The organism is Pseudomonas sp. FSL R10-2964 (assembly GCF_009600035.1).
GTDB classification, from domain to species: Bacteria; Pseudomonadota; Gammaproteobacteria; order Pseudomonadales; family Pseudomonadaceae; genus Aquipseudomonas; species Aquipseudomonas bubulae.
Genome location: NZ_WIWH01000028.1, coordinates 45,965 through 70,135, shown reverse-complemented (window position 1 = coordinate 70,135; position 24,171 = coordinate 45,965). Strand labels below are relative to the sequence as shown.

The window sequence follows — 24,171 nt, the reverse complement described above, 5'->3', positions numbered from 1 at the left end:
ACTGCTGCCGAACAACCTGCCATTCACCGCTCTCACCCCAGACTTTATTCCTTTCTTTAGACACAAGCTGCCGAAGGAACGAGGCTGCGTTCGGCGGCAAAGCCGTCGCTAAATCAGACCCTGCGGTATGTCAGTTATACCCGCAAGTCAGGTTTTACGACGGCTGCGCAGCCGGACGCAGCCTCGCTCCGCGAGTCAGCTGCTACGAGATTTTTGCCATGGGTGTTTTGCCTTTTTTCACAAAAAACACACGCCCTTGCTGATACTTTGCCCGCCGACTCAACAGCGCACAAAAATTGTGTGCTCAGAGCGCTTTGCTCTGTTTCAAAATCTTACTGGTGCTGGAACAATGCACGCCTTGTAGAGCCATGCTTGATCCAGGAGGTCCGGGTGCAGATTCAGGGTTTTCACGACCTTAACTTCGAAGCAGTACGCGAGGCGTTTGCCGATCTTTTCAATGATCCGCAAGAGCGCGGCGCGGCGTTGTGCATCCAGATCGGTGGCGAAACCGTTCTCGACCTGTGGGCCGGTACCGCTGACAAGGACGGCGAGCAGCCGTGGCACACAGACACCATTGCCAATCTGTTTTCGTGCACTAAACCTTTTACCGCTGTCACGGCGTTGCAACTGGTCGAAGAGGGCAAGCTGGAGCTGGATGTGCCAGTGGCCCGCTATTGGCCCGAGTTCGCTGCTGCCGGCAAAGAGTCCATCACGTTGCGTCAGCTCCTGAGCCATCGCGCGGGTTTGCCGGCCTTGCGCGAATTGATGCCGGCCGAGGCGCTGTATGAATGGCAAACCATGGTCGATGCACTGGCCGCCGAAACCCCCTGGTGGACGCCGGGCGAAGGGCACGGCTATGCCGCGATCACCTATGGCTGGCTGGTGGGCGAGCTGATTCGCCGCGCCGATGGCCGCAGTGCGGGCCAGTCAATCATGGCGCGGACGGCCAGGCCGCTGGGGCTGGACTTCCATGTCGGGCTGGGTGACGAAGAGTTTTACCGGGTGGCTCATGTTGCCCGCAGCAAGGGCAATATGGGGGATGCGGCCGCGCAGCGCCTGTTGAAGGCCATGATGAATGAGCCTTCATCCATGAGTACGCGGGCATTCACCAATCCACCGTCTATTATGACAAGTACCAACAAACCCGAATGGCGCCGGATGGAGCAGCCAGCGGCCAATGGGCATGGTAATGCCCGTAGCCTGGCCGGTTTTTATAGCGGTTTGCTGGACGGCAGCCTGCTTGAAGCCGAAATGCTGGAGCAACTGACCCGCGAGCACAGCGTCGGCGAGGATAAAACCTTGCGCACGCAAACCCGTTTTGGGCTGGGGTGCATGCTGGATCAGCCAACCGTGCCCAACGCGACGTTTGGCCTTGGGCCAAAAGCTTTCGGTCATCCCGGGGCTGGGGGGTCGACCGGCTTTGCCGACCCGGATCGTGAGGTGGCCTTTGGATTTGTGACCAATACCCTTGGGCCCAATATATTGATGGATCCCAGGGCGCAAAAACTGGTTAGAGTACTGGCTGAGTGCCTGTAAGCAGGATTTGTAGGCCACAGGTCGGAACTCGGTAGCTTTTCTGTTTTCAATACGTTTTTTATAGTGGGCTTAGTGCCTCTTTAATTCTTAATTCATTGTGTGGATATTCAATGTCATCTAATAAGACCCTCGCTCTGGCTCTTTGCCTGGCTATTACCGGTTGCGCACAAACTCCACAGAATGACGCCGAAGGTGGCCACAAATGGTGGCAGTTGGGCTCGTCCGACCAGGCGTCGACTCCTGCGAATAAAACTGCCACTGTTGCGGCCAAGCCAACAGACAGCAAAACAACGCCACCGGTAACCAAAACTGCCACCGCCCCAGCGGTCGCAGCCAAAGACAGCGGTTCCAGCTGGTGGCCTTTTGGCTCTGACTCGGCGAAAAAAGACACCCCGGTTGAAAAGGACAAAAAAGTAGCCGTCACCGCCGCGCCTGCCTCTGCAGCAGCCTCTTCGAAAAACTGGTGGTGGCCGTTTGATAGCGATGCCAAAGACGCCAAAACTTCGCCGGTTGGCGTGATCCCGATGCCGGATCCGAAAATTACCCAGGCCTGGCTGGACGAATATGAGCCTCGTCTGCGTACTGCAATCAAGGACACCAACCTGCAACTGGAGCGTCGCGAGAATCTGCTGATTATCGTGGCTTCAGCTGACAGTTCGTTCAAGGCCACCCGCCCGGACTTGCTGATGCCGTCCATGCTTGGCCCGTTTACCCGAGTGGCCAAAGTGGTCGAAGGCGACCCAAAAACCGCCGTGCTGGTGCTGGGGCATGCCGACTCTTCGGGTGCAATGGCGGCCAATACCCGTCTGAGCCTGGACCGTGCCAAATCGGTGGCAGCGATCTTCCGTATGAGCGGTTTACAAGGTAACCGCCTGACCTTGCGTGGCATGGGTTCGGTGATGCCTCGCGCAGCCAACGACAGCAACGAAGGTCGTGCCCTGAACCGTCGGGTTGAAATCCTGATGACCCCGCAAGCCACCATGGTTGCCCTGGTCAGCAAATACAGCCAGCCAGCCCTCACCCCGGCCGAGCTGGTTGCGGTGCAGCCAGCTGTTGCTCCTTCTGTGGCCAAAAAGAATGCAGCACCGGCCAAGAAAGGCGTCATAGCCAAAAAGGCTGCACCGGCCAAAAAAGCGGCCAAGCCAGCGCCAGCAAAAAAGCCGGTTGTCGCTAAAGCCAAAGCTGTTGCGGACAAGAAAGTTGCCGCCAACGATCAGGCCAAGAACTGACTGATTCAAGGAAGGATGGGGGCATGACTCAAGCACTGGCGGATATGCGACGAGACTACACCCGTGACGGGCTGGCCGAGGCTCAGGCCCCGGCCGAGCCTTTCGCGCTGTTTCATCAGTGGTTCGGCGATGCGGTGAAAACCGAGCAGCCACCGGTCGAGGCCAATGCCATGACCCTGGCCACAGTGGACGCCCGCGGGCGGCCGCATTGTCGGGTGTTGTTGCTCAAGGGGCTGGATGAACAGGGTTTTACCTTTTTCACCAACTACACCAGTGCCAAGGGCCAGCAGTTGGCCGAGCGCCCGTTCGCGGCCATGACCTTTTTCTGGCCAACCCTCGAGCGTCAGGTACGCATCGAGGGTCAGGTGGTCAAGGTCACTGCGCAAGAGTCCGATGCCTACTATCAGGTTCGCCCCCTGGGCAGCCGGATCGGGGCCTGGGCCTCGCCGCAAAGCCAGGTGATTGCTGATCGCGATGAACTGGTCGAGCTGCTCAAAGCCACCGAGGCGCGCTTCAGTGACAGCCAGCCCCATTGCCCCGAGCACTGGGGCGGTTATCGCTTGCTGCCCGAGCGCATCGAGTTCTGGCAGGGGCGCCCGAGTCGCCTGCACGATCGCCTCAACTATCGGCGTGAGGGGGCAGACTGGGTGCGTGAGCGCCTGGCACCCTGAAGGCACTCTCTACAGCAAGGCGCGCAATGCAAACCGGCTATTTCGCGCTACTCTTTGCGAAGTCTTGTGTGGGCAAACAGCGCTATTGTTACTGTACAGACGCTGAATAAAGCCCTTTTATCCGCCCTGTGCCGTGACAGGTTACCGGCTGCGGAGTTTAATGAATCCCTGTTATTTTGGAGTTGATCCCATGCGTAAGTCCGTTCTGTTGGTTGCAGCATTCTCTACCATGACTGTTTTGTTGGGCGGCTGCACATCGAGCTTGACCGGCGACACCTACTCGCGCGACGAAGCCCGACGTGTACAGACCGTTCGTATGGGCACCATCGTTGCCCTGCGTCCTGTGCAAATTGAAGGCACCAAGACCCCGATCGGCGCTGCGACTGGCGCTATCGTGGGTGGTGTAGGCGGCAGCGCCATCGGTGGCGGTCGTGGCAGCATCGTCACCGCAGTGATCGGCGCCGTGGCCGGTGGTTTGCTGGGCTCGGCAGCCGAGTCGGGCCTGACCAAGACCCAGGGTGTGGAAATCACCGTGCGTGAAGACGACGGCAGCACCCGTGCTTACGTTCAGCAGGTTGAGCCTAACCAGGTATTCCGTACCGGTGAGCGCGTGCGCATCATGACCGTTGACGGTACCAGCCGCGTTACCCAGTAAAACAGGCGACAGCGTAAAAACAAAACCCCGGCCAGTGCGAACTGGCCGGGGTTTTTTATGGCTGTAAAGCAGCTCAGGACGAGTGCTTGAATGCCTGCTCGGCCCCAGACAGCGTTATGGCGATATGGTCCAGCAAGCGTTCTGCCGTGTACTTGGGCATACAGCTGAAGGCCATCACCACCGCCAGCCCCAGTGTCAGGGCAGGTCGAGGGACGTGACTGACGTTGTACTGCCTGAGGCTGAACACAAATACGCAGGCGGCGACAGAGCCTATCAGCGCTCCGGCGATGGCTTCCGGCAAAGGGTGGATGGTGAGGGCGACGTAATTGATGGCGAACCACCAGGTCGCCAGCAACCCGACCCCGAGTGCAGGCCAGCGCAAGCGCTGATCAAGCTGTTGGCACAGCAGGTTGAGCAACACGGTGAAGACCAGGCAAGCATTCATGGCGTGGCCGCTGAATACGGCAATGCCCAGGTCATGCAGGCCAACGCCCCAGCCCTTGAACAGGATCTTGCTGACGCCCACCACCAGGTAGGCAGTTACCAGCACGCCCAACCACAGCAAAGCGATTTTTCTGGATGCGCCCAGCCATAACCAGGCAGCAATCACCAGCGCTGCCGGGAACATCACGGTGATGCCGGCGTATTGCACAATCTGCATTTTATCGACCACGTTTCTCTCTTTTGGTTGTTCACTCAGGCGGGCTGTGTCTCTGTGAGAGCCCGCCTCAGTGAGCAACATCAGGGTTACGCCACCGGCTGTTTACGGCTAAAGAACAGCGTAACACCATAGCCGATCAGTGCTGCGAGGATCGAGCCGGTAAGGATGCCCATACGGTCCATGCCTACATAATCGCTACCTGCAACGAACGCCAGCGAGCCCACAAACAGACTCATGGTAAAGCCGATGCCGCACAGGATGGCCACGCCAAACACCTGGCCCCAGTTGGCGCCTGCCGGCAGCGCGGCCATGCCGGTCTTGATGGCGATCCAGGTCAGGCCGAACACGCCAAGGGTTTTGCCAATCAGCAAGCCTGCGGCAATGCCCATAGGCACATGGCTGACAAAACTGTGCAGGCTGACACCCGCCAGTGATACACCCGCATTGGCGAAGGCAAACAACGGCAGAATCGCGTAAGCCACCCAGGGATGCAGGGCATGCTCGATGCTCATCAGCGGTGAAGTTTCTGAGTTTTTGGTGCGCAGCGGAATACAGAATGCCAGCGTTACACCTGCCAATGTGGCATGCACACCGCTTTTGAGTACGCACACCCAGAGGATCAGGCCGACGATCATATAAGGTGCGACCTTGATCACTCCCATGCGGTTCATGGCAATCAGCGCGATCAGGCATGCCGCCGCCAGCAGCAGGGACACACCCGACAACTCGCTGGAGTAGAACACCGCAATCACGATGATTGCCCCCAGGTCATCGATGATCGCCAGGGTCATCAGGAACAGCTTCAGCGACACCGGTACACGCTTGCCGAGCAGGGCCAGCACGCCGAGGGCGAAGGCGATGTCGGTGGCCATGGGGATGGCCCAGCCGCCGAGAGCGTCCGGGTAATCCTTGTTGATGAACCAGTAGATCAGCGCCGGTACCACCATGCCGCCGATTGCCGCCGCGCCGGGCAGCACCACCTGTGAGGGTTTGGACAGCTGGCCTTCAAGCAGTTCGCGTTTGACCTCAAGGCCGATCAGCAGAAAAAACAAGGCCATCAGGCCATCGTTGATCCACAGCAGCGACGGTTTGGCAATTTGCAGGGCGCCGATTTGCACCGCTACCGGCACGTCCAGGAAGGCCGTGTAGTAATGGGAAAGCGGTGAGTTATTGACGATCAGAGCCAGAGCGGCCGCGGCAATCAACAGCAGACCGCTGGCAGCTTCCAACTGAAAGAACCGAGTGAAAGTGCTACGCAGAGGCAAGGTCGCTCTCCATCAATTAGGTAATAAGGTGCGACACCCTAACCTGTGGGGTTAGTGGTTAAAACAAAAACTATATTCTTTTTTGTTATAAGCAACGGCGTGCTCACACACCGCTCAAGAGCCTAGCAGTTGTGTGTCAAATTGAGTCTGATTTGTGCCTGTGAAGGCTGTAGGAAATAGACCAGCTTTGCTGGTTTTTCAGCAAGGATCCCGCCTGAAGAAGGAGAAGGCGGTGGCTGTGTGGGAGCGGGCTTGCTCGCGATGCAGGCGCTACGGTCTGCCTGGCAAACCGTGGTGAATGCATCGCGAGCAAGCCCGCTCCTACATGTCAGGGCTGCAGCCCCTACCGAGTCAAAACCTAGGCTTCGATACCCAGAATGTCGCGCGCTACAGCTTCGGCAATACGGATACCGTCGACACCTGCCGACAGAATCCCGCCAGCGTAGCCAGCGCCTTCGCCTGCCGGGAACAAGCCCTTGACGTTAAGGCTCTGCATCGACGCATCACGGGTCATGCGCAGCGGCGACGAGGTGCGGGTTTCGATGCCTGTGAGAATGGCGTCATGCATCGAGAAGCCCTTGATCTGCTTCTCGAACGCCGGCAGTGCTTCACGGATGGCTTCAATGGCGAAGTCCGGCAGGGCCAGGGCCAAGTCACCCAAAGACACACCCGGCTTATAGGATGGCTCGACGCTGCCCAGGGCCGTGGACGGTTTGCCCGCAATAAAGTCACCCACCAGTTGCGCCGGGGCTTCGTAGTTGCTGCCGCCCAGCACATAGGCGTGGGATTCGAGGCGTTCTTGCAGCTCGATGCCGGCCAACGGACCACCCGGGTAGTCTTCAGGCGTAATGCCGACCACGATGCCCGAGTTGGCATTGCGTTCGTTACGCGAATACTGGCTCATGCCGTTGGTCACAACACGGCCCGGTTCGCTGGTTGCCGCAACCACGGTGCCACCCGGGCACATGCAGAAGCTGTACACCGAGCGACCGTTTTTGGCGTGGTGCACCAGTTTGTAATCGGCAGCGCCCAGCTTCGGGTGGCCGGCATACTTGCCCAGGCGCGCACTGTCGATCAGCGACTGCGGGTGCTCGATACGGAAACCTACCGAGAACGGCTTGGCTTCCATATACACGCCACGATCGTGGAGCATGCGGAAGGTGTCCCGGGCGCTATGGCCCAGCGCCATGATCACGTGGCGAGCATTCAGTTGCTCGCCATCTGCCAGGATCACACCGGTCAGTTGACCGTTGTCGATCAGCACATCAGTCACGCGTTGTTGAAAACGAACTTCGCCGCCCAGCGCGATGATCTGCTGGCGCATATTTTCGACCACACCGGTCAGGCGGAACGTACCGATATGCGGCTTGCTGACATAGAGGATCTCGTCCGGCGCGCCGGCCTTGACGAACTCGTGCAGCACCTTGCGGCCGTGGTGTTTCGGGTCCTTGATCTGGCTGTAGAGCTTGCCGTCCGAGAACGTACCGGCACCGCCTTCGCCAAACTGCACATTGGACTCGGGGTTGAGTACGTTTTTACGCCACAGGCCCCAGGTGTCCTTGGTGCGCTGGCGCACTTCGGTACCACGTTCAAGAATGATCGGCTTGAAACCCATTTGTGCCAGCAGCAGCCCGGCGAAAATACCGCAGGGGCCGAAGCCGACCACAATCGGACGCTCGGTCAAATCCTGGGGTGCCTGGCCGACGACCTTGTAACTGACGTCCGGCGCTGGATTGACGTTACGATCGTCGGCGAACTTGAGCAGCAGCGGCGCTTCATCGCGCACACTCACATCGATGGTGTAGATGAAGCACAGTTCGGACGATTTTTTACGCGCATCGTAGCTGCGCTTGAACAAGGTGAAATCGACCAGGTCATCACTTTCGATGCCCAGGCGCTGCAGGATGGCAGGGCGCAGGTCTTCTTCGGGATGGTCGATCGGCAGCTTGAGTTCGGTGATTCGTAACATTGACAGTGTCCAGTATCGGGGGCCAGGTAAACCCTGGCAGAACCGCTAATTGTAAGCTGCTTCGGGGCAATATGCGGCAACAGTTATCGGTTAGTCGTTACGGGCGCCACCAAAATAGCCGCAGCCGCGCTGGACTTGACCGTTGATCCGTAGCTCGGCGCTCAGATGTTGCACGCTGCCATTGGCACTGTCGGTGCAGCGTTGTGGGGCCACCCACAGCTCGATGCGCTGATTGTTGGCCTCGGTGGACAGGGAGAAGCGGCCATCGCCGACCTGTTCTTCAACGTAGGGCAGCGCCAGGTCGGGCTGGCCTTCGCGCTTGAGCACCATGCCCTTGCCCCCGGCTTGCACTTCCCAGGCCGGGCCATTGCCGTTGGCGTGCACGGTCACCTGCTTGAAGTTGGGATCCTGGCAGGCGCTGTTGCTGCGCTCCAGGCGGTAGAGTTGCTGCAGCTCGACTTCACCGTCTGTACCGGCTGTTGTGCTGGCGCTAAAACGGCCGCGGATATCGGCGAACAACTTGCCCGGTTTATTGGGCATGTAGGTCGCGTCCTGCACCAGCGTGGTGTCGGCGCTGTCACGAACTACATAGCGCTGTTGGCCGACGCAGGGTTGAAACACCAATTGACCATTGGCCGATACCAGCTCGCCCTGCAGGCGGGTTTGACCTGCGGTGGTGTCGGCAGGTGTGCTGCTGAACATCTGGCAACCGGCAAACACGGGCAGCAAGGCGAACAAAGCTAAGGAACGGGCAAAACGCATCATGGGCACTCCTGAAGGGTGTCGCCACGTTACTCAGCCTAGCGATGCATCACAAGTGATTCAACCTACGGTGAATGTCTGCCCGGTTTGCAAGCCTTCCACGCTTTTGGCGTAAGCCAGGGCCACATCGGCGCCCGATACAGGCTTGAAGCCGCGAAAGTACGGGGCGTATTTGTCCATCGCTTCTTCCAGGACCGTAGGGCTCACCGAGTTGACCCGCAGGCCCCGTGGCAACTCAATGGCGGCTGCTTTTACAAAACCGTCAAGTGCCGCGTTGACCAGCGCCGCCGAACTGCCGGTACGGATCGGCTCGCGGTTGATAACGCCGCTGGTGAAGGTGAACGAGGCCCCATCGTTGGCAAACTCGCGGCCAATCAGCAGCAGATTGACCTGGCCCATCAACTTGTCCTGCAAACCGAGGGCGAAGTCGCTTTCGCTCATGTCAGCCAGTGCGGCGAACGTGACGTTACCGGCGGCACAGATCAGCGCATCGAAGCGCCCGGTTTGCGCGAAGAGTTGGCGGATTGATTCACTGTCGCTGATATCGACCTGATAATCCCCGCTTTTTCGACCAATTTCTACGATCTCATGGCGCGGTGACAACTCGCGGCGAATGGCTGAACCGATGGTGCCGTGAGCGCCGATCAAGAGGATTTTCATGTTGTGTGCCTTTGTGGATGACGTGAGTGCTCAGTCTAGTGGTGCTTTTTAAGTGGGATAAGCGCACTAATAGGCAACCTTTGGTTTTCATATGGAAACAATCCATGAGTGAAATGGATGATCTGGCTGCGTTCGCGGTCTTGATCGACGCTGGCAGTTTTACCTTGGCCGCCCAGCAACTGGGCTGCAGCAAGGGGCAGCTGTCCAAGCGTATCAGCCAGCTTGAGGCGCAGTTTTCGGTGGTGTTGCTGCATCGCACCACCCGGCGCTTGAGCCTTACGGCGGCTGGCGCGGCGCTACTGCCACAAGCCCAGGCGCTGGTGGTGCAAGTGGAGCGGGCACGTCAGGCACTTGCCCGGCTAAAGGATGATGTTGCAGGCCCGGTACGCATGACCGTGCCCGTATCCCTGGGCGAGACCTTCTTTGATTCGCTGTTGCTGGATTTTTCCCGCGAATACCCGCAGGTGCAGATCGAGCTGGAGCTCAACAACAGCTATCGCGATATGGTGCGGGAAGGGTTTGATCTGGCGATACGCTCGCAGGTTGCCAGCCATGAACGGCTGGTGGCCAAGCAGGTGCTTAATTGGCACGAGATCACCTGCGCCAGCCCTGCCTATCTTGAGCAATACGGCGAGCCGGTTACGCCGCAAGAACTGGTCGAGCACCGCTGTCTGCTTAACAGCCACTACAGCGGTCGCGAGGAGTGGCACTACCACCGCCAGCATGAACTGCAACGAGTGCGGGTCTCGGGGTCGTTTGCCAGCAATCACTACAGTCTGCTGAAAAAAGCGGCCGTGATCGGTGCCGGCATCGCCCGCTTGCCCTCGTACATGCTTGGCTGCGAGTTGGCTGATGGGCGCCTGCGCGGCTTGTTGCGTGACTATCAAACGCGCAGCAACCCCATGTATCTGGTTCACCCTTATCAAGGCGGTTTGCCCAGGCGCACTCAGGTATTGGCGGATTTCCTGGTGGGCTGGTTCCAGAGTAATGGTGAGGCCATTGACCTGCTTTAACGAAAACGCTGTGCAATCAGATGATCAATCGACAGCGCACCCGGGCCCTTGGCCATCAAGTACAACAAGACCGCGATCCAGGTGCCGTGAGTCGGGTAGGCATCAGGGTATACGAACAGCTGGATGGTCATGCTCATGGCCAGCAGTGCCAGCGCCGAGAACCGGGTGGCCAAGCCCAGCAGGATCAGCACCGGGAAAACATGCTCGCTGAAGGCGGCAGCGTGAGCAGCCACCTCGGGGGAGAGTAGCGGGACTTTGTATTCCGTACTGAACAAGTACAGCGCAGAGTCAGACAGATGCGGCATACCGAGTTGAAAGGTGCCTTCAACCAGATCGATTGCCAAACCTTCAACCTTGGTCTGGCCTGATTTCCAGAACACCGCCGCAATGGAAAAGCGTGCGACAAAGGCGATCAGTGTGTCGGGTATGCAGTGCAACAGCCCGATTGCGCCTCCGATCCAGCGCTGTAGCAGGCCGGGGCTTATTGTTTGAGTATTCATGGCGAGGCCTCGAGGGCGGGTTGTAAGCCGGTGATGGTGTTATTGCTAATCAACAGTGCCAGGGCCTGGCCCAGGTTAAAGTCTGGGTCGGCTTCCAGGGCATGGGCCGCGGCCAACCCCAGGGCATTCCCCGCTTTGAGCAAGTGCACAAATACTGCGCACCCTGAGCTGACCGTGAATACCTCCACGCGCAATTCATTGCGTATTACCAGGACGCTTTGTGGTTGGCGCGTGTCCAGTCCCTGTATCTGTCCCTGGCGTTGGTGCGCCGCCCACAAGGACGCGATGGCGTAGGGTGAATGCAGCGATGCGACACCGGGGTGCAGTTGCAGGTGTAAATGGGGCAGCCCCTCGGGGCTGTTGAGCGCCTGAGCCAGCAGCCCGGGGTTTACGGCGCACACGTCTGCGGCGTGAAAGGCCTGCACACACAAACGCTCAAGGCGAGCCACGTCCGCCAGGTAGGGCACGCTTCTGGCGGGTGCAAAGGCATTGATAAAACCGGCGAACTGGCTGCCATAGGCGCTCATGACCGGGCTGTCGGGTGGGTGTTTTTGAATAAATATCTGCGCCATGGCCTGAAAAAAGGCCTCGCCCACCAATTGCGCAACAACGGGATAGCTGGTGGCCAGCGCGTTGATCAGTCCGCTTTGCACATTGTTGCGATATACCGCGAAACGGCGGTCAATGTCGCCGTTGTAGCAGGCAATGCCTGTGGGGGCGGGCGTGTGTGGATTGAGCAATGCTGCACTGAATGTATCTTGTAGTTTCATGGCTGCACCTGTGCGCTGAACAGGTAGCGGTCAGCCAAGCGGGCTTCCTGAAGCAGTTCGGTGAGAGGGGGCAGATGATTGTCGCGTTCGATCAGGGTGGCCATCGGGCCAATTCGGTCCAGTACTTGCTGGTACAGCGCCCATACCGCTTGATCGACAGGTGCGCCGTGGTTATCGATCAGCAAGCGCTGACCCAGGCTGTCTGCTTCTTCAGCAAAACCCGCCAGATGAACCTCACCTACGGCCTGAAGGGGCAAGGCATCGAGATAGACAACAGGATCGCGGGCGTGGTTGATGCATGACACATACACATTGTTTACATCCAGCAAAAGGCCACAGCCGGTACGGCTTATGACTTCCTGAATAAAACCGGCTTCGTCGAATTGGGCCTCGTCGAACTCGATATAGGTAGCGGGGTTTTCCAGCAGTATCTGGCGCTTCAACACATCCTGTGCCTGGTCCATATGCGCGCATACCCGGTGCAGCGTGGCGGTGTCATAGCGCAAAGGCAGCAGATCATTGAGGAATAATGGTCCGTGGGAGGACCATGCCAGATGTTCGGAAAACATCTGCGGCTGGTAACGCTCGAGCAATAGGCTCAGGCGGCGCAAGTGTTCGGTATTGAGCGGGCTTTCGCCGCCAATCGACAGGCCAACGCCATGAATTGACAGCGGGTAATGTTCGCGGATCAAGCCCAGGTAATGGTGGAAAGGGCCGCCAGCTACCATGAAGTTCTCGGCATGCACTTCAAAGAACCCGATGTCTGGGCGGCTCGCAAGTACATCCACAAAGTGCTCGGCCTTGAGCCCCAGCCCCGCACGAGGCGGGAGCCGGGGCGCACGAGGCGCGATAAGCGAAGCAAGCGGGCTGTGCATTATCAACACTCGGCGGCGCGGATCAGGACTTGCCTTTGTAGGCAGCCAGTTGGCCAAAGCCGGTTGGTGAGGTGTTGCTGGCGGTTTTTTCGCAGGTCCCTTTTGGGACGAGTTTCCAGGCATTGGCCTGATGATCGGTTTTGGCGGAGCCAGCACAGGTAGTGCCAGCGCCGGCGGCGCAATCGTTATGCCCTTTCATGGCAACCCCGAAGCACTTCTCCATGTCGTCGGCAGCCTGAGCGGGCAGGGCGGCAATACTCAGAGCCGACCCCAGAGCAAGAGCCAGGGCTGCGGCAGACAAGGTGCGGGTGGTTTGGTTTTTCATGGTGACTCTCCAGAAATTCCGGTAGCGATTGCTGCCGGGTTACCCAACTAGAGAGGCAAGGGGGGGCGTTGTTACAACTGATCTGAATTATTTTTATGTAGCCGATCGCAGCCTTTGCTCCTCGTCAGCGGCTACAGGAAAAACGTAAACCTGTGGGAACGAGCCTGCTCGCGAACGACCTTCGCGAGCAGGCTCGCTCCCACAATAGGGCTAGATATACAACAGAGTTTCGACAGCTTATGCGTCGTTTAACAAGAAACGGCCCCGAAGGGCCGTTGTGTGTCGCAGGCAGGTTTAGCCGCCCAGGTAGGCGTCACGCACTTTCGGATCGTTGAGCAATTGCTCGCCAGTGCCTTGCATCACCACCCGGCCGTTTTCCAGCACATAGGCACGGTCAGCAATTTTCAGTGCCTGGTTGGCGTTCTGCTCCACCAGAAACACCGTTACACCCTCATTGCGCAGCTGTTCGATGATATCGAAAATCTGCTGAATGATGATCGGTGCCAACCCCAGTGATGGCTCATCAAGCAACAACAGCTTGGGTTTGCTCATCAACGCACGGCCAATGGCAAGCATTTGCTGTTCGCCACCGGACATGGTGCCACCGCGTTGGGTAAAGCGTTCCTTCAAGCGCGGGAACAGGTGCAGAACCTTGTCCATTTGCTCCTCGTATTCCCGTTTTTCGGTAAAGAACCCGCCCATGGCCAGGTTTTCTTCCACGGTCAAACGAGCAAATACCCGACGCCCTTCAGGTACAACGGCGATGCTTTTGCGCATGATCTGGGCCGAGCTCAACCCCACCAGTTCTTCACCCAGGTAGCGAATGCTGCCGCTATGAGCCTGAGGCGAGCCGCACAGGGTCATCATCAGGGTCGACTTGCCGGCACCGTTGGCGCCGATCAGGGTCACAATCTCACCCTGGCGCACCTCTACATTGACGCTGTGCAGGGCCTGGATCTTGCCGTAAAAGGTCGAAACGTTTTCGAATTGCAGCATTTTACGCTTCCCCCAAATAGGCTTTGATCACTTCAGGGTTGTCGCGGATCTGTTCCGGCGTCCCGTCAGCCAAAGGCGTGCCTTGGTTGATCACCACGATATGGTCGGAAATGCTCATGACCAGTTTCATGTCGTGCTCGATCAACAGCACGGTGGCGTTGTGCTCATTGCGCAATACGCTGATCAGCGCCTTGAGGTCTTCGGTTTCCTTGGGGTTCAGGCCTGCAGCCGGTTCGTCGAGCATCAGGATGCGCGGGCGCGTCATCATGCAACGGGCGATTTCCAGGCGTCGCTGCTGCCCGTAGGCCAGGGTGCCCGCCGGGCGGTTGGCGAACTCGGTCAGGTTGACCTTGTCGAGCCAGTACGCGGCGTAGTCCATGGCATCACGTTCGCTTTTGCGAAATGACGGGGTCTTGAACAGGCCCGACAGGAAGTTGGTGTTGAGGTGGCGATGCTGGGCAATCAGCAGGTTCTCAACCGCGGTCATGTCCTTGAACAGGCGCACGTTCTGGAAAGTGCGGACCACGCCTTTGCGCGCGATCTCATGACCCGGCAGGCCTTCGATCGACTCGCCATCGAGGACGATGCTGCCCGCAGACGGTTTGTAAAAACCGGTCAGGCAGTTGAATACGGTGGTCTTGCCGGCACCGTTAGGGCCGATCATCGACACCACCTGTTTTTCCTTGACGGTCAAGGCTACGCCGTTTACCGCCAACAGGCCGCCAAAGCGCATGCTCAGGCCGCTGACTTTCAGTAACTCGCGGCTCATTTTCGCAGCTCCAGGTGAGGACGTTGCATAGGCAGCAGACCTTGTGGACGCCAGATCATCATCAGCACCATCAGGGCTCCGAACAGCAACATGCGGTATTCGCTGAATTCACGCATCATTTCGGGCAGCAGGATCATGACCACGGCGGCCAGGATGACACCCAGTTGCGAGCCCATGCCGCCCAGTACCACGATGGCCAGGATGATCGCCGACTCAAGGAAGGTGAACGACTCAGGCGTTACCAGGCCCTGACGTGCGGCAAAGAAACTGCCAGCAAAACCCGCAAACGTAGCGCCCAGGGTGAAGGCCGACAGCTTGATCACGGTCGGATTCAGGCCCAGTGCACGGCAGGCGATTTCGTCTTCACGCAGTGCTTCCCAAGCGCGGCCGATCGGCATGCGCAGCAGGCGGTTAATGACGAACAACACCAGCAGTACCAGCACCAGCGCGATCAGGTAGAGGAAAATTACCTTGTTGATCGAGTTGTAGGCGATGCCGAAGTACTCGTGAAAGGTTTGCATGCCCTCGGCGGCGGTTCTGTCGAAGCTCAGGCCGAACAACGTTGGTTTCGGGATGTTGCTGATACCGTTTGGCCCGCCGGTGATGTCCGTCAGGTTACGCAGGAACAGGCGGATGATTTCACCGAAGCCCAGCGTCACGATGGCCAGATAGTCTCCGCGCAAGCGCAACACCGGGAAACCCAGCAGGAAGCCAAAGGTAGCCGCCATCAATCCGGCCAAAGGCAGGCAGATCCAGAAGCTCAGCCCGAAGTAATGCGCGAGCAGGGCATAGGTATAGGCGCCTACGGCATAAAAGCCGACATAACCGAGGTCAAGCAGGCCAGCCAGGCCTACCACGATGTTCAGGCCCAGGCCGAGCATCACATAGATCAGGATCAGTGTGGCGATATCCACTGCACCACGAGAACCGTAGAACGGCCAGATCAATGCCACAACGACCAGACCGAGAATGATCCAGCGTTGAGTGCTGGGCAGGGTCAGGAAGTTGGTGGCCTTGGTGGGCACTTTCGGCAGGCTGGGGGAGTTTCTCCAGGCTGTGGTCAGTTGCTGGTTGAACAACACGCGCACAAACATCAGCAAGGAGCAGATCGCGATCACGCTCAGGGTAAAGGTGCTGGTGTTGTGAACTTCGATGTTGATCCCGACGATAGTCAGTTTCAGGCCGAGTACCGGGTAGGCGACGGCCCAGACCAACAGGGCGCTGAAGAGCGCCGACTTAAGATTCCTAGTCATACTTTTTCAATCTCCGGACGCCCCAGAATGCCGGTCGGACGGAACAGCAGCACCAGTACCAGCAAGCCAAAAGCCACAACGTCTTTGTACTGGTCGCCGAAAATATCGGCACCGAAGGCTTCAGCCACACCCAGCACCAGGCCACCGAGCATCGCGCCAGGAATGCTGCCAATGCCACCCAGTACCGCTGCGGTAAAGGCTTTGAGACCTACCAGGAAACCCGCGTTGGGGTTGATCACGCCGTATTGCACGCTGATCAGCACCGCAGCAACAGCGGCCAGGGCAGCACCGATCACGAAGGTCAGCGCAATAACGTTGTTGGTGTTGATACCCAACAGGTTGGCCATCTTCATGTCTTCGGCGCAGGCGCGGCAGGCACGGCCCATGCGGGAGCGTGAGATAAACAGGGTCAGGCCAAGCATGGCGAGGAAGGTGACAACGAAAACCACGATCTGCATGTAGGAGACGATAACTTCGCTGGCACCTCCAGGGCCAAAGGTGAAGCCGCCGGGGATCAGGTTGGGGATCGATTTGTCTTTGGAGTCTTGTGCCAGTAGCACGGTGTTTTGCAGGAAGATCGACATGCCGATGGCCGAAATCAGCGGGATCAGGCGGTTACTGCCACGCAATGGACGGTAGGCAACCCGTTCAATGCTGTAGCCGTAGGCGCTGGTGACCACGATGCTGGCGATAAACGCGGCAGTCAGCAGTAGCGGTACGCTGTCCAGACCCATCATGGTCAGGCCGGCGATGGCGATAAACGCAATATAGGAACCAATCATGTACACCTCGCCATGGGCGAAGTTGATCATTCCAATAATGCCGTAAACCATCGTATAGCCGATGGCGATCAGGGCATAGGTGCTGCCAACGTTGAGGCCGTTAACCAGCATTTGGAAGAAGTGATAGATGTCAGGCATTACAAAGCTCCTAAAAACCTGAGACGCATTTCACTGGTGGAGTCATTTTCCGGCCCGGGCCGTATGGGTTTTCACCCACTTGGAGCACAGGTCTTCTGCCAGCGAACCGCTGGTGACGGTTTTAAAGATTTTCAGGTGGGCAGGCTTTCGGATCACGAAAGCGCGGCCCCATTTCCATGAACCGCGGGCCTGTAAAACAAAACCCACCGCTTGAGCAGTGGGCTTGGTTTTCAGGTCAGGAACCGACCCTTACTGAGGGCTTACTTCAGTTTTTGGCTTGCCGAAGTGCCATTCGTAGACCACGAACTTGAAGTCTTCCACGTCACCCTTGGCGTCAAACTTCAGGTTACCGGTAGGCGTTTTGAACGTACCTTTGTGGATGGCTTCAGCGACTTTGGCCGGGTCTTCGCTTTTCGCCTGCTCGATACCGCCGGCAATCACTTCAACTGCGGCGTAGGCCGGGAACACGAATGGGCCGGTTGGGTCCTGCTTCTTGGCAGCGAAAGCATCAACCAGTGCCTTGTTTTCCGGATCGGCGTCGAACGCTTTTGGCAGGGTGACCAGCAGGCCTTCGGAAGCACCCTGGGCGATTTGCGAGATGGACTCGTTGCCCACACCTTCAGGGCCCATGAACTTGGCGTTCAGGCCTTTTTCTTTGGCCTGGCGCAGGATCAGACCCAGCTCAGGGTGGTAGCCGCCGTAGTAGACGAAGTCGACGTTGGCTTGCTTGAGCTTGGCGATGACCGAGGAATAGTCTTTTTCACCGGCGTTGACGCCTTCAAAGACAGCAACCTTGATGCCTTTGTCTTCGAGGGTCTTTTTAACGGCGCTGGCGATGCCTTCACCGTATTGTTGTTTGTCGTGCAATACCGCAACGACCTTGGGCTTGACGTGATCCGCGATGTAGTTACCGGCGGCAGGGCCCTGGGCGCTGTCCAGACCGATGGTGCGGAAGATCATCTTGTAGCCACGAGCGGTGATTTCCGGGCCGGTGGCGGCCGGGGTAATCATGATGATGCCTTCGTCTTCGTAAATGTCCGAAGCAGGCTGGGTGGAGCTGGAGCACAGGTGACCGACTACGTACTTGATACCGTCATTGACCACTTTGTTGGCAACGGCAACCGCTTGTTTCGGGTCGCAGGCGTCATCGTAGTCGACCGCTTCTAGTTTTTTGCCATCAACGCCGCCCTTGGCGTTGATTTGTTCGATGGCCATTTTTGCGCCAGCAAACTGCATGTCGCCGTACTGAGTCAGAGGCCCGGTTTTAGGGCCGGCAATACCGATCTTGATGGTGTCTGCGGCAAATGAATGGCTGGCGAACCCGGCCAAAACCATAGCGGCAAACAGTTTAGTAATCTGCTTCGTAGCCATCTTTATTGGTGCTCCACTCTTCTGTTGTAATTTTTATAGTCCTGGAAGCCAAGGCAGCCGGACCGGGTCTTCTTGTAGCGAAATTCCCGGTCAATTCCCCTTGCAACTGTACCGGTACAGTGTAGAGCGCCGCTTCAGCGCTTGAATAGCGTGCTGGCGAGGGAAAAAACAGAGAATGTCGCTTAAACGTAAGAAAAAGACAAAATGGCGGCGGATTCATCGGTTGATAGTTATCTGAATGTTGCCATATCAACCGGTTTGACCTTGGCCCTCAGCTCTTGCCACGTTTTATTACCTGTAAAGCCGGGTTTTTCTACCGGGTATGCGGCGTTATCATGACGCCGATTTTTTTCCCCGGTGAAACCCATGAATCAAGAACCTAGCACCCTCTATGCCAAGCTGCTTGGCGAGACCTCAACAATTGAATGGAAAGCGTTGCAACCCTTCTTCGCCAAAGGGGATTTGCTGTGGGTCGAACCCGCTCTGGACTTGATCGAGGCGGCGCAGGCCGTGACTCAGGATGATGCAGAGAAAGTCGCGGCCTGGATGGCATCCGGGCTGCTTGGCAGGATGACTGAGGCGCAGGCGCTAGACGTTCTTGAGCGCGACCCTCAGCTATGGGCAGTGGTGGTTTCACCTTGGGTGATGGTCCAGGAAAGGGCGCAAAATTAAACCTGCGCACCAAGCCGGCGCATTTATTTGCACCGCTGTGAAGAGCCCGGAGTGTGTAGCTCAGTAACCCGTCTTCACGTAGTGGCAATATGCCGTAGAGAAACGCCACAGTCGCCACTGTGGCGTTTTTTTGTGCCTGGGATCTGGCTGTACCGCTATTGGTTGGTAAGTACGAAGGTGGCGTGATCGGGAGCGGGCACAGGGCGCTTGTCGAGTTGTTGAAGAATCTCTGGCAGCGCCTCAAAGGGCACAGGCCGGCTGAGCAGATAGCCCTGGATAAAGTCGCAGCCGAACTGGTTGAGAAATTCGAACTGTTGGATGGTTTCAACCCCCTCGGTGACTACTTGCAGGTGCAGGGTATGGGCCATGAGGATAATGGCCTGAACGATCTCCATGTCCTGGCTGGAGGCCGGGATGTCTTGAATAAAAGTGCGATCAATTTTCAGGGTGTTAAGCGGCAGACGCTTTAGGTAGGCCAGGGACGAATACCCGGTACCGAAATCGTCAATGGACAGGGATACACCCAGCGCACGGATCTGTCGTAACAGTTGCGAGGTGCTGCTCAGGTTGCACATCAGGGCGTTTTCTGTGACTTCCAGCTCCAGCCGGTGTGCAGTAACGCCTGATGTGCGCAGGGCGTTTTCGATTTCGTCGGCCAACTCAACCCGTACCAGATTCAGCGCCGAACAGTTAACGGCTATGCCCAGGTGCTGCCAGCCCAGGCGGGAGAGGGTGGCGAGGTCATGACAGGCTTTGCGCAACACCCAATGGTCGAGCCTGGCGATCAGCCCGTTGGCCTCGGCGATGCTGATAAAACGATCAGGGCCGAGCAGCCCGTGTTCGGGATGCTGCCAGCGTATCAGCGCCTCCAGTTTGGCGACCCGGCCACTCTTGAGGTCGAAGATGGGCTGGTAATGCAGGGACAGCCCCTTGTCCTCGTTAAGCGCGTTGCGCAGTTCCTCTTCGATTTGCAGCTCCAGCGAGGCTCGGGTTTTCAGGCTCGGGCTGAAAAAATTGAGGTTGTTACGCCCGCTGCCCTTGGACTGGTAGAGCGCCAGGTCGGCATGCTTGAGCAGTTCGGCACTGGTGGTGCCATCATCCGGGTACACACTGATGCCAATGCTGGTGGTCATGACCATTTGGCGACCTGACAGCTCAATGGGCTCTTTGAGCTTGAGCATGATGCGCTGGGCCATGCCTTGGGCTTCATCGCGCTGGCTCAGGCTGAACAGGATGCAGAACTCGTCTCCGCCAAAGCGTGCAACAACGTCATCGTGGCTGCGGGTAGCGAGCTTGATGCGGGTGGCGATTGTCTTGAGCAATTCGTCCCCGGCATCGTGACCCAGGCTGTCGTTGATGCGTTTGAAGTGGTCAATGTCGAGAAACATTACCGCAAGCCTGGTGTTCCTGGTGGCGCAGTCGATGAGTTTTTCAGCAAACAGCTGATTGAAGCCGCGACGGTTGATCAGATTGGTCAGCGGGTCGTAGTGGGCCACTTGCTGCAAGGATGCGCGCGCCTGGTCGAGCTGGCTGAGCAGGGCATTGACGCGGCGCAGGTCGTGCTCCTTGAGTTGTAGTTTCTTGTCGACAATCGTGGCGCTGATGCAACTGCCAATCAGCAACAGGGTGATCACGGCCAGCACAAGGGCCGGCTGCCAGTTATTGCTGCCTGCATCCGAATTGCCAGCCAGTGTATTGCCAATGAGCAAGTGAGTGCTGAGCAGGCCGCCAGCAGCAAGCATGCACAGGGCATATTTGAATAACTGATGGAGCAGGCGGCTGTTTGGGCGCCAGGCTGTAGTGTTGTCGAGGGTTTGCACAATAATCAGGGCAATCAGCAATGAGCCAAGCGCGATAACAACGCCGTAGCGAGCTTCGAGCGGGGAGTCAAAGGCCAGGATGCAGATGCTGTGCATCGCCCAGATGCCGATGGTCAGGCAAGCGACAGCTATCCATCGCCAAATGGTTCTTGCCGCAGTTTTTTCGGCATTGGCTGCGCGGTCGAGCAGATTCAGCGTGGCCACGCAGGCAGTACAGGCAACGAGCCAGGCGAGAAACAGCAGATAGGGGTTATAGCCGCCGATCAACAGCAGTTGCCCGTTTTCTGCGGATTCGGCCAAAAGTTGCAACCCCGGACTTTCCATTGCACGCCTCGGCGATCCAGATGCGCTAGTCGTTGGGTGCTAGCTTGAGATCGAGTATAGAAGCTGGATTGGCTGTGACAGGGGTGATGGCAAAATGATGGTTATCATTTTGTTATTAGGGCGGGGGTTTATAGTTAGTTAAGTTAGATCGGGACTGTCAGAAATGTGGGAGCGGGCTTGCTCGCGATAGGATTAACGCGGTGATTCAGTTTCACCTCATTGATCCTATCGCGAGCAAGCCCGCTCCCACAGCTCATGGGTTTTAACCCGCTACCAGAACCCGAATGGCTTCAAGGCGCAGGGCGGCTTTCTCAAGCATGGCCAGGCTTTGTTCGCGCTGCTTGCGCAGGGCAATCAGTTCGCTCTCGCGCACGCTCGGGTTGACAGCCTGCAGGGCAGTCAGGCGGGCCAGTTCTTCTTCCGTGTCGGCTGCCAGACGGCGCTGGGCTTCGGCCACGCGTTCCGCATGACGTGGCGCGATTTTGGCTTCGCCTGCGTTGATTTTAGGCGTCAGTTGGTCGCGCTGGGCCTGAACGAACTTGTTGGCGCTGGCGCGGGGAACGCTTTCCAGCTGTTCGTTCAAGGTGTCGAAGGCCACGCGCGACGACAAGTCGTTGCCATTGGCATCGAGCAGGCAGCGCAGGGCGGCCGGCGGCAGGTAGCGGCCCAGTTGCAGGGAGCGCGGAGCAACCACTTCACTGACGTAAATCAGCTCGAGCAGGACGGTACCGGGCTTGAGGGCCTTGTTCTTGATCAGGGCGACGGCGGTGTTGCCCATCGAACCCGACAGCACCAGGTCCATGCCGCCTTGCACCATCGGGTGCTCCCAGGTGATGAACTGCATGTCTTCGCGCGACAGGGCCTGCTCGCGATCGTAGGTGATGGTCACGCCTTCGTCGTCACCCAGGGGGAAGCTGGCGTCGAGCATTTTTTCGCTGGGCTTGAGGATCAGCGCGTTTTCCGAGTGGTCTTCGCTGTCGATGCCAAAGGCGTTGAACAGGGTTTCCATGTAGATCGGCAGGGTGAACTGATCGTCTTGCTCAAGGATCGCCTCAACCAGTGCTTCACCTTCACCCGAACCACCGGAGTTAAGCTCCAGCAAACGGTCGCGGCCGGTGTGCAGCTCTTGCTCCAGACGCTCACGTTCAACCCGGGCTTCGTCGATCAGTGCTTGCCACTCTTGGTCGTCCGCAGCTTCCAGCAATGGCAGCAAACGAGGACCGAACTGGTGTTGCAGGGCGTTACCGGTCGGGCAGGTGTTGAGGAAAGCGTTCAGCGCTTCGTGGTACCACTGGAACAGGCGCTGTTGCGGGCTGGTCTCAAGGTACGGTACGTGCAGTTCGATCACGTGCTTCTGGCCGATCCGGTCCAGACGGCCGATCCGCTGCTCCAGCAAATCCGGGTGGGCCGGCAGGTCGAACAGCACCAGGTGGTGGGCAAACTGGAAGTTACGGCCTTCACTGCCGATTTCGGAACAGATCAACACCTGAGCGCCGAACTCTTCGTCAGCGAAGTAGGCCGCAGCGCGGTCACGCTCAAGAATGTTCATGCCTTCGTGGAAGACCGTTGCAGGAATACCGGAACGCACGCGCAGGGCGTCTTCCAGATCCATCGCGGTTTCGGCGTGGGCGCAGATCACCAGCACCTTGGTGCGCTTGAGCATTTTCAGGGTGTCGATCAGCCATTCGACCCGCGGGTCGAAGTTCCACCAACGCTCTTCATCGCTGGCGTCCGGCTGGGCCTGGAAGCTGACTTCAGGGTACAGCTCGGCATGTTCGCCCAACGGCAGCTCAAGGTATTCGGCCGGGCACGGCAGCGGGTAGGCATGCAGTTTGCGCTCCGGGAAGCCCTGGATCGCGGCGCGGGTATTACGGAACAGCACGCGGCCGGTGCCGTGGCGGTCAAGCAGTTCGCGCACCAGGCGGGCGCTGGCCTCGGCATCGCCAGCATTGACGGCGGCCAGCAGGGTATCGCCTTCGGCGCCGAGGAAACCGTGGATGGTTTTATGGGCTTCAGGGGACAGGCTGCCTTTATCCAGCAGTTCCTGTACGGCCTGAGCCACCGGGCGGTAGTTTTCGCTTTCGGCGCGGAAGGCGGCCAGGTCGTGGAAGCGGTTCGGGTCCAGCAGGCGCAAGCGCGCAAAGTGGCTGTCCTGGCCCAGTTGTTCCGGGGTTGCAGTGAGCAGCAGCACGCCCGGGATCACGCCGGCGAGTTGTTCAACCAGGCCGTACTCGGGGCTGACGTTGTCTTCGTGCCACACCAGGTGGTGAGCTTCGTCGACTACCAGCAGGTCCCAGTCGGCATCAAACAGCGCTGCCTGGGCCTTGGGATCGTCCACCAGCCATTCCAGGGCAACCAGGGCCAGCTGGCAGTCTTCGAACGGGTTGCTGGCGTCGCTTTCGATAAAGCGCTCTTCGTCGAACAACGCCACTTCAAGATTGAAGCGTCGACGCATCTCGACCAGCCATTGGTGCTGCAGGTTTTCCGGGACTACGATCAATACACGGTTGGCGCGGCCACTGAGCAGCTGGCGGTGGATCACCAGACCGGCTTCGATGGTTTTGCCCAGACCCACTTCGTCGGCCAGCAAAACCCGAGGGGCGATGCGGTCAGCGACTTCGCGGGCGATATGCAGTTGGTGCGCAATAGGTTGCGCACGTACGCCACCCAGGCCCCACAGCGGCGATTGCAGCTGGCGGCTGGTGTGTTCGAGGGTGTGGTAGCGCAGGGAGAACCAGGACAGCGGGTCGATTTGCCCGGCAAACAGACGGTCACTGGCCAGACGGAACTGGATAAAGTTCGACAATTGGGTCTCTGGCAGGGTGACGGCTTCGTTTCGCTCGTTGAGGCCGTGGTAGACCATCAGGCCGTCAACGTCCTCAACTTCGCGCACGGTCATCTTCCAGCCTTCGAAGTGGATGATGGTGTCACCCGGCGAGAACCGTACGCGCGTGAGCGGTGCGTTGCGCAGCGAATATTGGCGGGTTTCGCCAGTGGCCGGATAGAGCACGGTCAGCAAGCGACCGTCCTGTGCCAGAACGGTGCCCAAACCTAGCTCTGCTTCGCTGTCACTAATCCAGCGTTGCCCCGGTTGATACTGCTGCGCCATGCTGCCTGACTCCCGCTTTGAAAAAGCCGAGTATATTAACGGATCA

22 protein-coding genes are annotated in these 24,171 nt (G+C 58.3%); 6 read left to right on the top strand and 16 right to left on the bottom strand.

The features are described from left to right. Nucleotides 1-390 precede the first annotated feature (390 nt). The 4 genes from GHN92_RS16505 (at nucleotide 391) to GHN92_RS16490 (ending at nucleotide 4,091) form a co-directional block, all read left to right on the top strand. The gene (locus GHN92_RS16505) at nucleotides 391-1,536 is read left to right on the top strand and encodes a serine hydrolase domain-containing protein (protein ID WP_095002978.1); all 1,146 of its coding nucleotides are present in this window, start codon (nucleotides 391-393) and stop codon (nucleotides 1,534-1,536) included. A 110-nt stretch (nucleotides 1,537-1,646) separates the two neighbouring features. Then, complete coding sequence (locus GHN92_RS16500; RefSeq protein ID WP_133144839.1) at nucleotides 1,647-2,765, top strand: OmpA family protein; 1,119 nt, start codon at nucleotides 1,647-1,649, stop codon at nucleotides 2,763-2,765. A gap of 23 nt (nucleotides 2,766-2,788) precedes the next feature. Further along, the gene (pdxH, locus tag GHN92_RS16495; protein ID WP_095002980.1) at nucleotides 2,789-3,436 is read left to right on the top strand and encodes a pyridoxamine 5'-phosphate oxidase; all 648 of its coding nucleotides are present in this window, start codon (nucleotides 2,789-2,791) and stop codon (nucleotides 3,434-3,436) included. Nucleotides 3,437-3,626: 190 nt separating this feature from the next. After that, complete coding sequence (locus GHN92_RS16490) at nucleotides 3,627-4,091, top strand: glycine zipper 2TM domain-containing protein (RefSeq protein WP_095002981.1); 465 nt, start codon at nucleotides 3,627-3,629, stop codon at nucleotides 4,089-4,091. Between the two features lie 73 nt (nucleotides 4,092-4,164). Here the strand turns inward: GHN92_RS16490 and GHN92_RS16485 are convergent, their stop codons facing one another. The 5 genes from GHN92_RS16485 to GHN92_RS16465 form a co-directional block, all read right to left on the bottom strand. Further along, nucleotides 4,165-4,764 carry a hypothetical protein gene (locus GHN92_RS16485; RefSeq protein ID WP_095002982.1) on the bottom strand — a complete coding sequence of 200 codons (600 nt, stop codon included), beginning with the start codon at nucleotides 4,762-4,764 and terminating at the stop codon, nucleotides 4,165-4,167. Nucleotides 4,765-4,838: 74 nt separating this feature from the next. Beyond that, nucleotides 4,839-6,017 carry a Na+/H+ antiporter NhaA gene (nhaA, locus tag GHN92_RS16480; RefSeq protein ID WP_095002983.1) on the bottom strand — a complete coding sequence of 393 codons (1,179 nt, stop codon included), beginning with the start codon at nucleotides 6,015-6,017 and terminating at the stop codon, nucleotides 4,839-4,841. Nucleotides 6,018-6,375: 358 nt separating this feature from the next. Next, a complete protein-coding gene (locus GHN92_RS16475) occupies nucleotides 6,376-7,986 on the bottom strand; it encodes an NAD(P)/FAD-dependent oxidoreductase (RefSeq protein WP_095020410.1) in 1,611 nt (536 codons plus the stop codon). 90 nt (nucleotides 7,987-8,076) lie between these two features. Continuing rightward, nucleotides 8,077-8,748 (bottom strand): COG3650 family protein, encoded by a 672-nt coding sequence (locus GHN92_RS16470; RefSeq protein WP_169916891.1) that lies wholly within the window; start codon nucleotides 8,746-8,748, stop codon nucleotides 8,077-8,079. A gap of 60 nt (nucleotides 8,749-8,808) precedes the next feature. Then, nucleotides 8,809-9,408: a short chain dehydrogenase gene (locus GHN92_RS16465; protein WP_095002986.1), complete on the bottom strand. Its 600-nt coding sequence runs from the start codon at nucleotides 9,406-9,408 to the stop codon at nucleotides 8,809-8,811. Between the two features lie 104 nt (nucleotides 9,409-9,512). Here GHN92_RS16465 and GHN92_RS16460 point away from each other — a divergent pair, with 104 nt between their 5' ends. Beyond that, the gene (locus GHN92_RS16460) at nucleotides 9,513-10,421 is read left to right on the top strand and encodes a LysR family transcriptional regulator (protein ID WP_153380600.1); all 909 of its coding nucleotides are present in this window, start codon (nucleotides 9,513-9,515) and stop codon (nucleotides 10,419-10,421) included. Here GHN92_RS16460 and GHN92_RS16455 read toward each other — a convergent pair. From GHN92_RS16455 to GHN92_RS16415, 9 genes are all read right to left on the bottom strand, one after another. Next, nucleotides 10,418-10,921 carry a DoxX family protein gene (locus GHN92_RS16455; protein ID WP_095002988.1) on the bottom strand — a complete coding sequence of 168 codons (504 nt, stop codon included), beginning with the start codon at nucleotides 10,919-10,921 and terminating at the stop codon, nucleotides 10,418-10,420. The two genes, GHN92_RS16460 and GHN92_RS16455, sit on opposite strands and share 4 nt — an antisense overlap. Next, on the bottom strand, nucleotides 10,918-11,691 hold the full coding sequence (locus GHN92_RS16450; protein WP_095002989.1) for a DUF2063 domain-containing protein: 774 nt from the start codon (nucleotides 11,689-11,691) through the stop codon (nucleotides 10,918-10,920). The genes GHN92_RS16455 and GHN92_RS16450 overlap by 4 nt, the downstream gene beginning before the upstream one ends. Next, complete coding sequence (locus GHN92_RS16445) at nucleotides 11,688-12,566, bottom strand: DUF692 domain-containing protein (RefSeq protein ID WP_095002990.1); 879 nt, start codon at nucleotides 12,564-12,566, stop codon at nucleotides 11,688-11,690. The genes GHN92_RS16450 and GHN92_RS16445 overlap by 4 nt, the downstream gene beginning before the upstream one ends. A 22-nt stretch (nucleotides 12,567-12,588) precedes the next feature. Next, nucleotides 12,589-12,891, bottom strand: a complete 303-nt coding sequence (locus GHN92_RS16440; RefSeq protein WP_095002991.1) for a DUF2282 domain-containing protein — start codon at nucleotides 12,889-12,891, stop codon at nucleotides 12,589-12,591. 294 nt (nucleotides 12,892-13,185) lie between these two features. After that, entirely contained in the window at nucleotides 13,186-13,887 is a 702-nt protein-coding gene (locus GHN92_RS16435; RefSeq protein WP_095002992.1) for an ABC transporter ATP-binding protein, read from the bottom strand. Nucleotide 13,888: 1 nt separating this feature from the next. Further along, nucleotides 13,889-14,656 (bottom strand): high-affinity branched-chain amino acid ABC transporter ATP-binding protein LivG, encoded by a 768-nt coding sequence (gene livG, locus GHN92_RS16430; RefSeq protein ID WP_095002993.1) that lies wholly within the window; start codon nucleotides 14,654-14,656, stop codon nucleotides 13,889-13,891. Continuing rightward, nucleotides 14,653-15,909, bottom strand: a complete 1,257-nt coding sequence (locus GHN92_RS16425) for a high-affinity branched-chain amino acid ABC transporter permease LivM (RefSeq protein ID WP_095002994.1) — start codon at nucleotides 15,907-15,909, stop codon at nucleotides 14,653-14,655. The genes livG and GHN92_RS16425 overlap by 4 nt, the downstream gene beginning before the upstream one ends. Beyond that, complete coding sequence (livH, locus tag GHN92_RS16420) at nucleotides 15,906-16,829, bottom strand: high-affinity branched-chain amino acid ABC transporter permease LivH (RefSeq protein ID WP_016779736.1); 924 nt, start codon at nucleotides 16,827-16,829, stop codon at nucleotides 15,906-15,908. The genes GHN92_RS16425 and livH overlap by 4 nt, the downstream gene beginning before the upstream one ends. A 249-nt stretch (nucleotides 16,830-17,078) precedes the next feature. After that, nucleotides 17,079-18,206: a branched-chain amino acid ABC transporter substrate-binding protein gene (locus GHN92_RS16415; protein ID WP_095002995.1), complete on the bottom strand. Its 1,128-nt coding sequence runs from the start codon at nucleotides 18,204-18,206 to the stop codon at nucleotides 17,079-17,081. 360 nt (nucleotides 18,207-18,566) lie between these two features. Between GHN92_RS16415 and GHN92_RS16410 the strand changes: the two genes are divergently transcribed. Next, nucleotides 18,567-18,872, top strand: coding sequence for a DUF2288 domain-containing protein (locus GHN92_RS16410; RefSeq protein WP_095002996.1), 306 nt, complete (start codon nucleotides 18,567-18,569; stop codon nucleotides 18,870-18,872). A gap of 155 nt (nucleotides 18,873-19,027) precedes the next feature. Here the strand turns inward: GHN92_RS16410 and GHN92_RS16405 are convergent, their stop codons facing one another. Beyond that, the gene (locus GHN92_RS16405; protein WP_153380597.1) at nucleotides 19,028-21,016 is read right to left on the bottom strand and encodes a bifunctional diguanylate cyclase/phosphodiesterase; all 1,989 of its coding nucleotides are present in this window, start codon (nucleotides 21,014-21,016) and stop codon (nucleotides 19,028-19,030) included. Nucleotides 21,017-21,278: 262 nt separating this feature from the next. Next, nucleotides 21,279-24,125: an RNA polymerase-associated protein RapA gene (gene rapA, locus GHN92_RS16400; RefSeq protein ID WP_095002998.1), complete on the bottom strand. Its 2,847-nt coding sequence runs from the start codon at nucleotides 24,123-24,125 to the stop codon at nucleotides 21,279-21,281. Nucleotides 24,126-24,171: the final 46 nt, after the last annotated feature.

Bases quoted from the DNA above. Each gene is read 5' to 3' on its own strand.
- GHN92_RS16500 (WP_133144839.1), top strand. From the start codon at position 1,647: ATGTCATCTAATAAGACCCTCGCTCTGGCTCTTTGCCTGGCTATTACC.
- pdxH (WP_095002980.1), top strand. From the start codon at position 2,789: ATGACTCAAGCACTGGCGGATATGCGACGAGACTACACCCGTGACGGG.
- GHN92_RS16490 (WP_095002981.1), top strand. From the start codon at position 3,627: ATGCGTAAGTCCGTTCTGTTGGTTGCAGCATTCTCTACCATGACTGTT.
- GHN92_RS16475 (WP_095020410.1), bottom strand. From the start codon at position 7,986: ATGTTACGAATCACCGAACTCAAGCTGCCGATCGACCATCCCGAAGAA.
- GHN92_RS16470 (WP_169916891.1), bottom strand. From the start codon at position 8,748: ATGCGTTTTGCCCGTTCCTTAGCTTTGTTCGCCTTGCTGCCCGTGTTT.
- GHN92_RS16465 (WP_095002986.1), bottom strand. From the start codon at position 9,408: ATGAAAATCCTCTTGATCGGCGCTCACGGCACCATCGGTTCAGCCATT.
- GHN92_RS16460 (WP_153380600.1), top strand. From the start codon at position 9,513: ATGAGTGAAATGGATGATCTGGCTGCGTTCGCGGTCTTGATCGACGCT.
- GHN92_RS16455 (WP_095002988.1), bottom strand. From the start codon at position 10,921: ATGAATACTCAAACAATAAGCCCCGGCCTGCTACAGCGCTGGATCGGA.
- GHN92_RS16450 (WP_095002989.1), bottom strand. From the start codon at position 11,691: ATGAAACTACAAGATACATTCAGTGCAGCATTGCTCAATCCACACACG.
- GHN92_RS16445 (WP_095002990.1), bottom strand. From the start codon at position 12,566: ATGCACAGCCCGCTTGCTTCGCTTATCGCGCCTCGTGCGCCCCGGCTC.
- GHN92_RS16440 (WP_095002991.1), bottom strand. From the start codon at position 12,891: ATGAAAAACCAAACCACCCGCACCTTGTCTGCCGCAGCCCTGGCTCTT.
- GHN92_RS16435 (WP_095002992.1), bottom strand. From the start codon at position 13,887: ATGCTGCAATTCGAAAACGTTTCGACCTTTTACGGCAAGATCCAGGCC.
- livG (WP_095002993.1), bottom strand. From the start codon at position 14,656: ATGAGCCGCGAGTTACTGAAAGTCAGCGGCCTGAGCATGCGCTTTGGC.
- GHN92_RS16425 (WP_095002994.1), bottom strand. From the start codon at position 15,909: ATGACTAGGAATCTTAAGTCGGCGCTCTTCAGCGCCCTGTTGGTCTGG.
- livH (WP_016779736.1), bottom strand. From the start codon at position 16,829: ATGCCTGACATCTATCACTTCTTCCAAATGCTGGTTAACGGCCTCAAC.
- GHN92_RS16410 (WP_095002996.1), top strand. From the start codon at position 18,567: ATGAATCAAGAACCTAGCACCCTCTATGCCAAGCTGCTTGGCGAGACC.
- GHN92_RS16405 (WP_153380597.1), bottom strand. From the start codon at position 21,016: ATGGAAAGTCCGGGGTTGCAACTTTTGGCCGAATCCGCAGAAAACGGG.
- rapA (WP_095002998.1), bottom strand. From the start codon at position 24,125: ATGGCGCAGCAGTATCAACCGGGGCAACGCTGGATTAGTGACAGCGAA.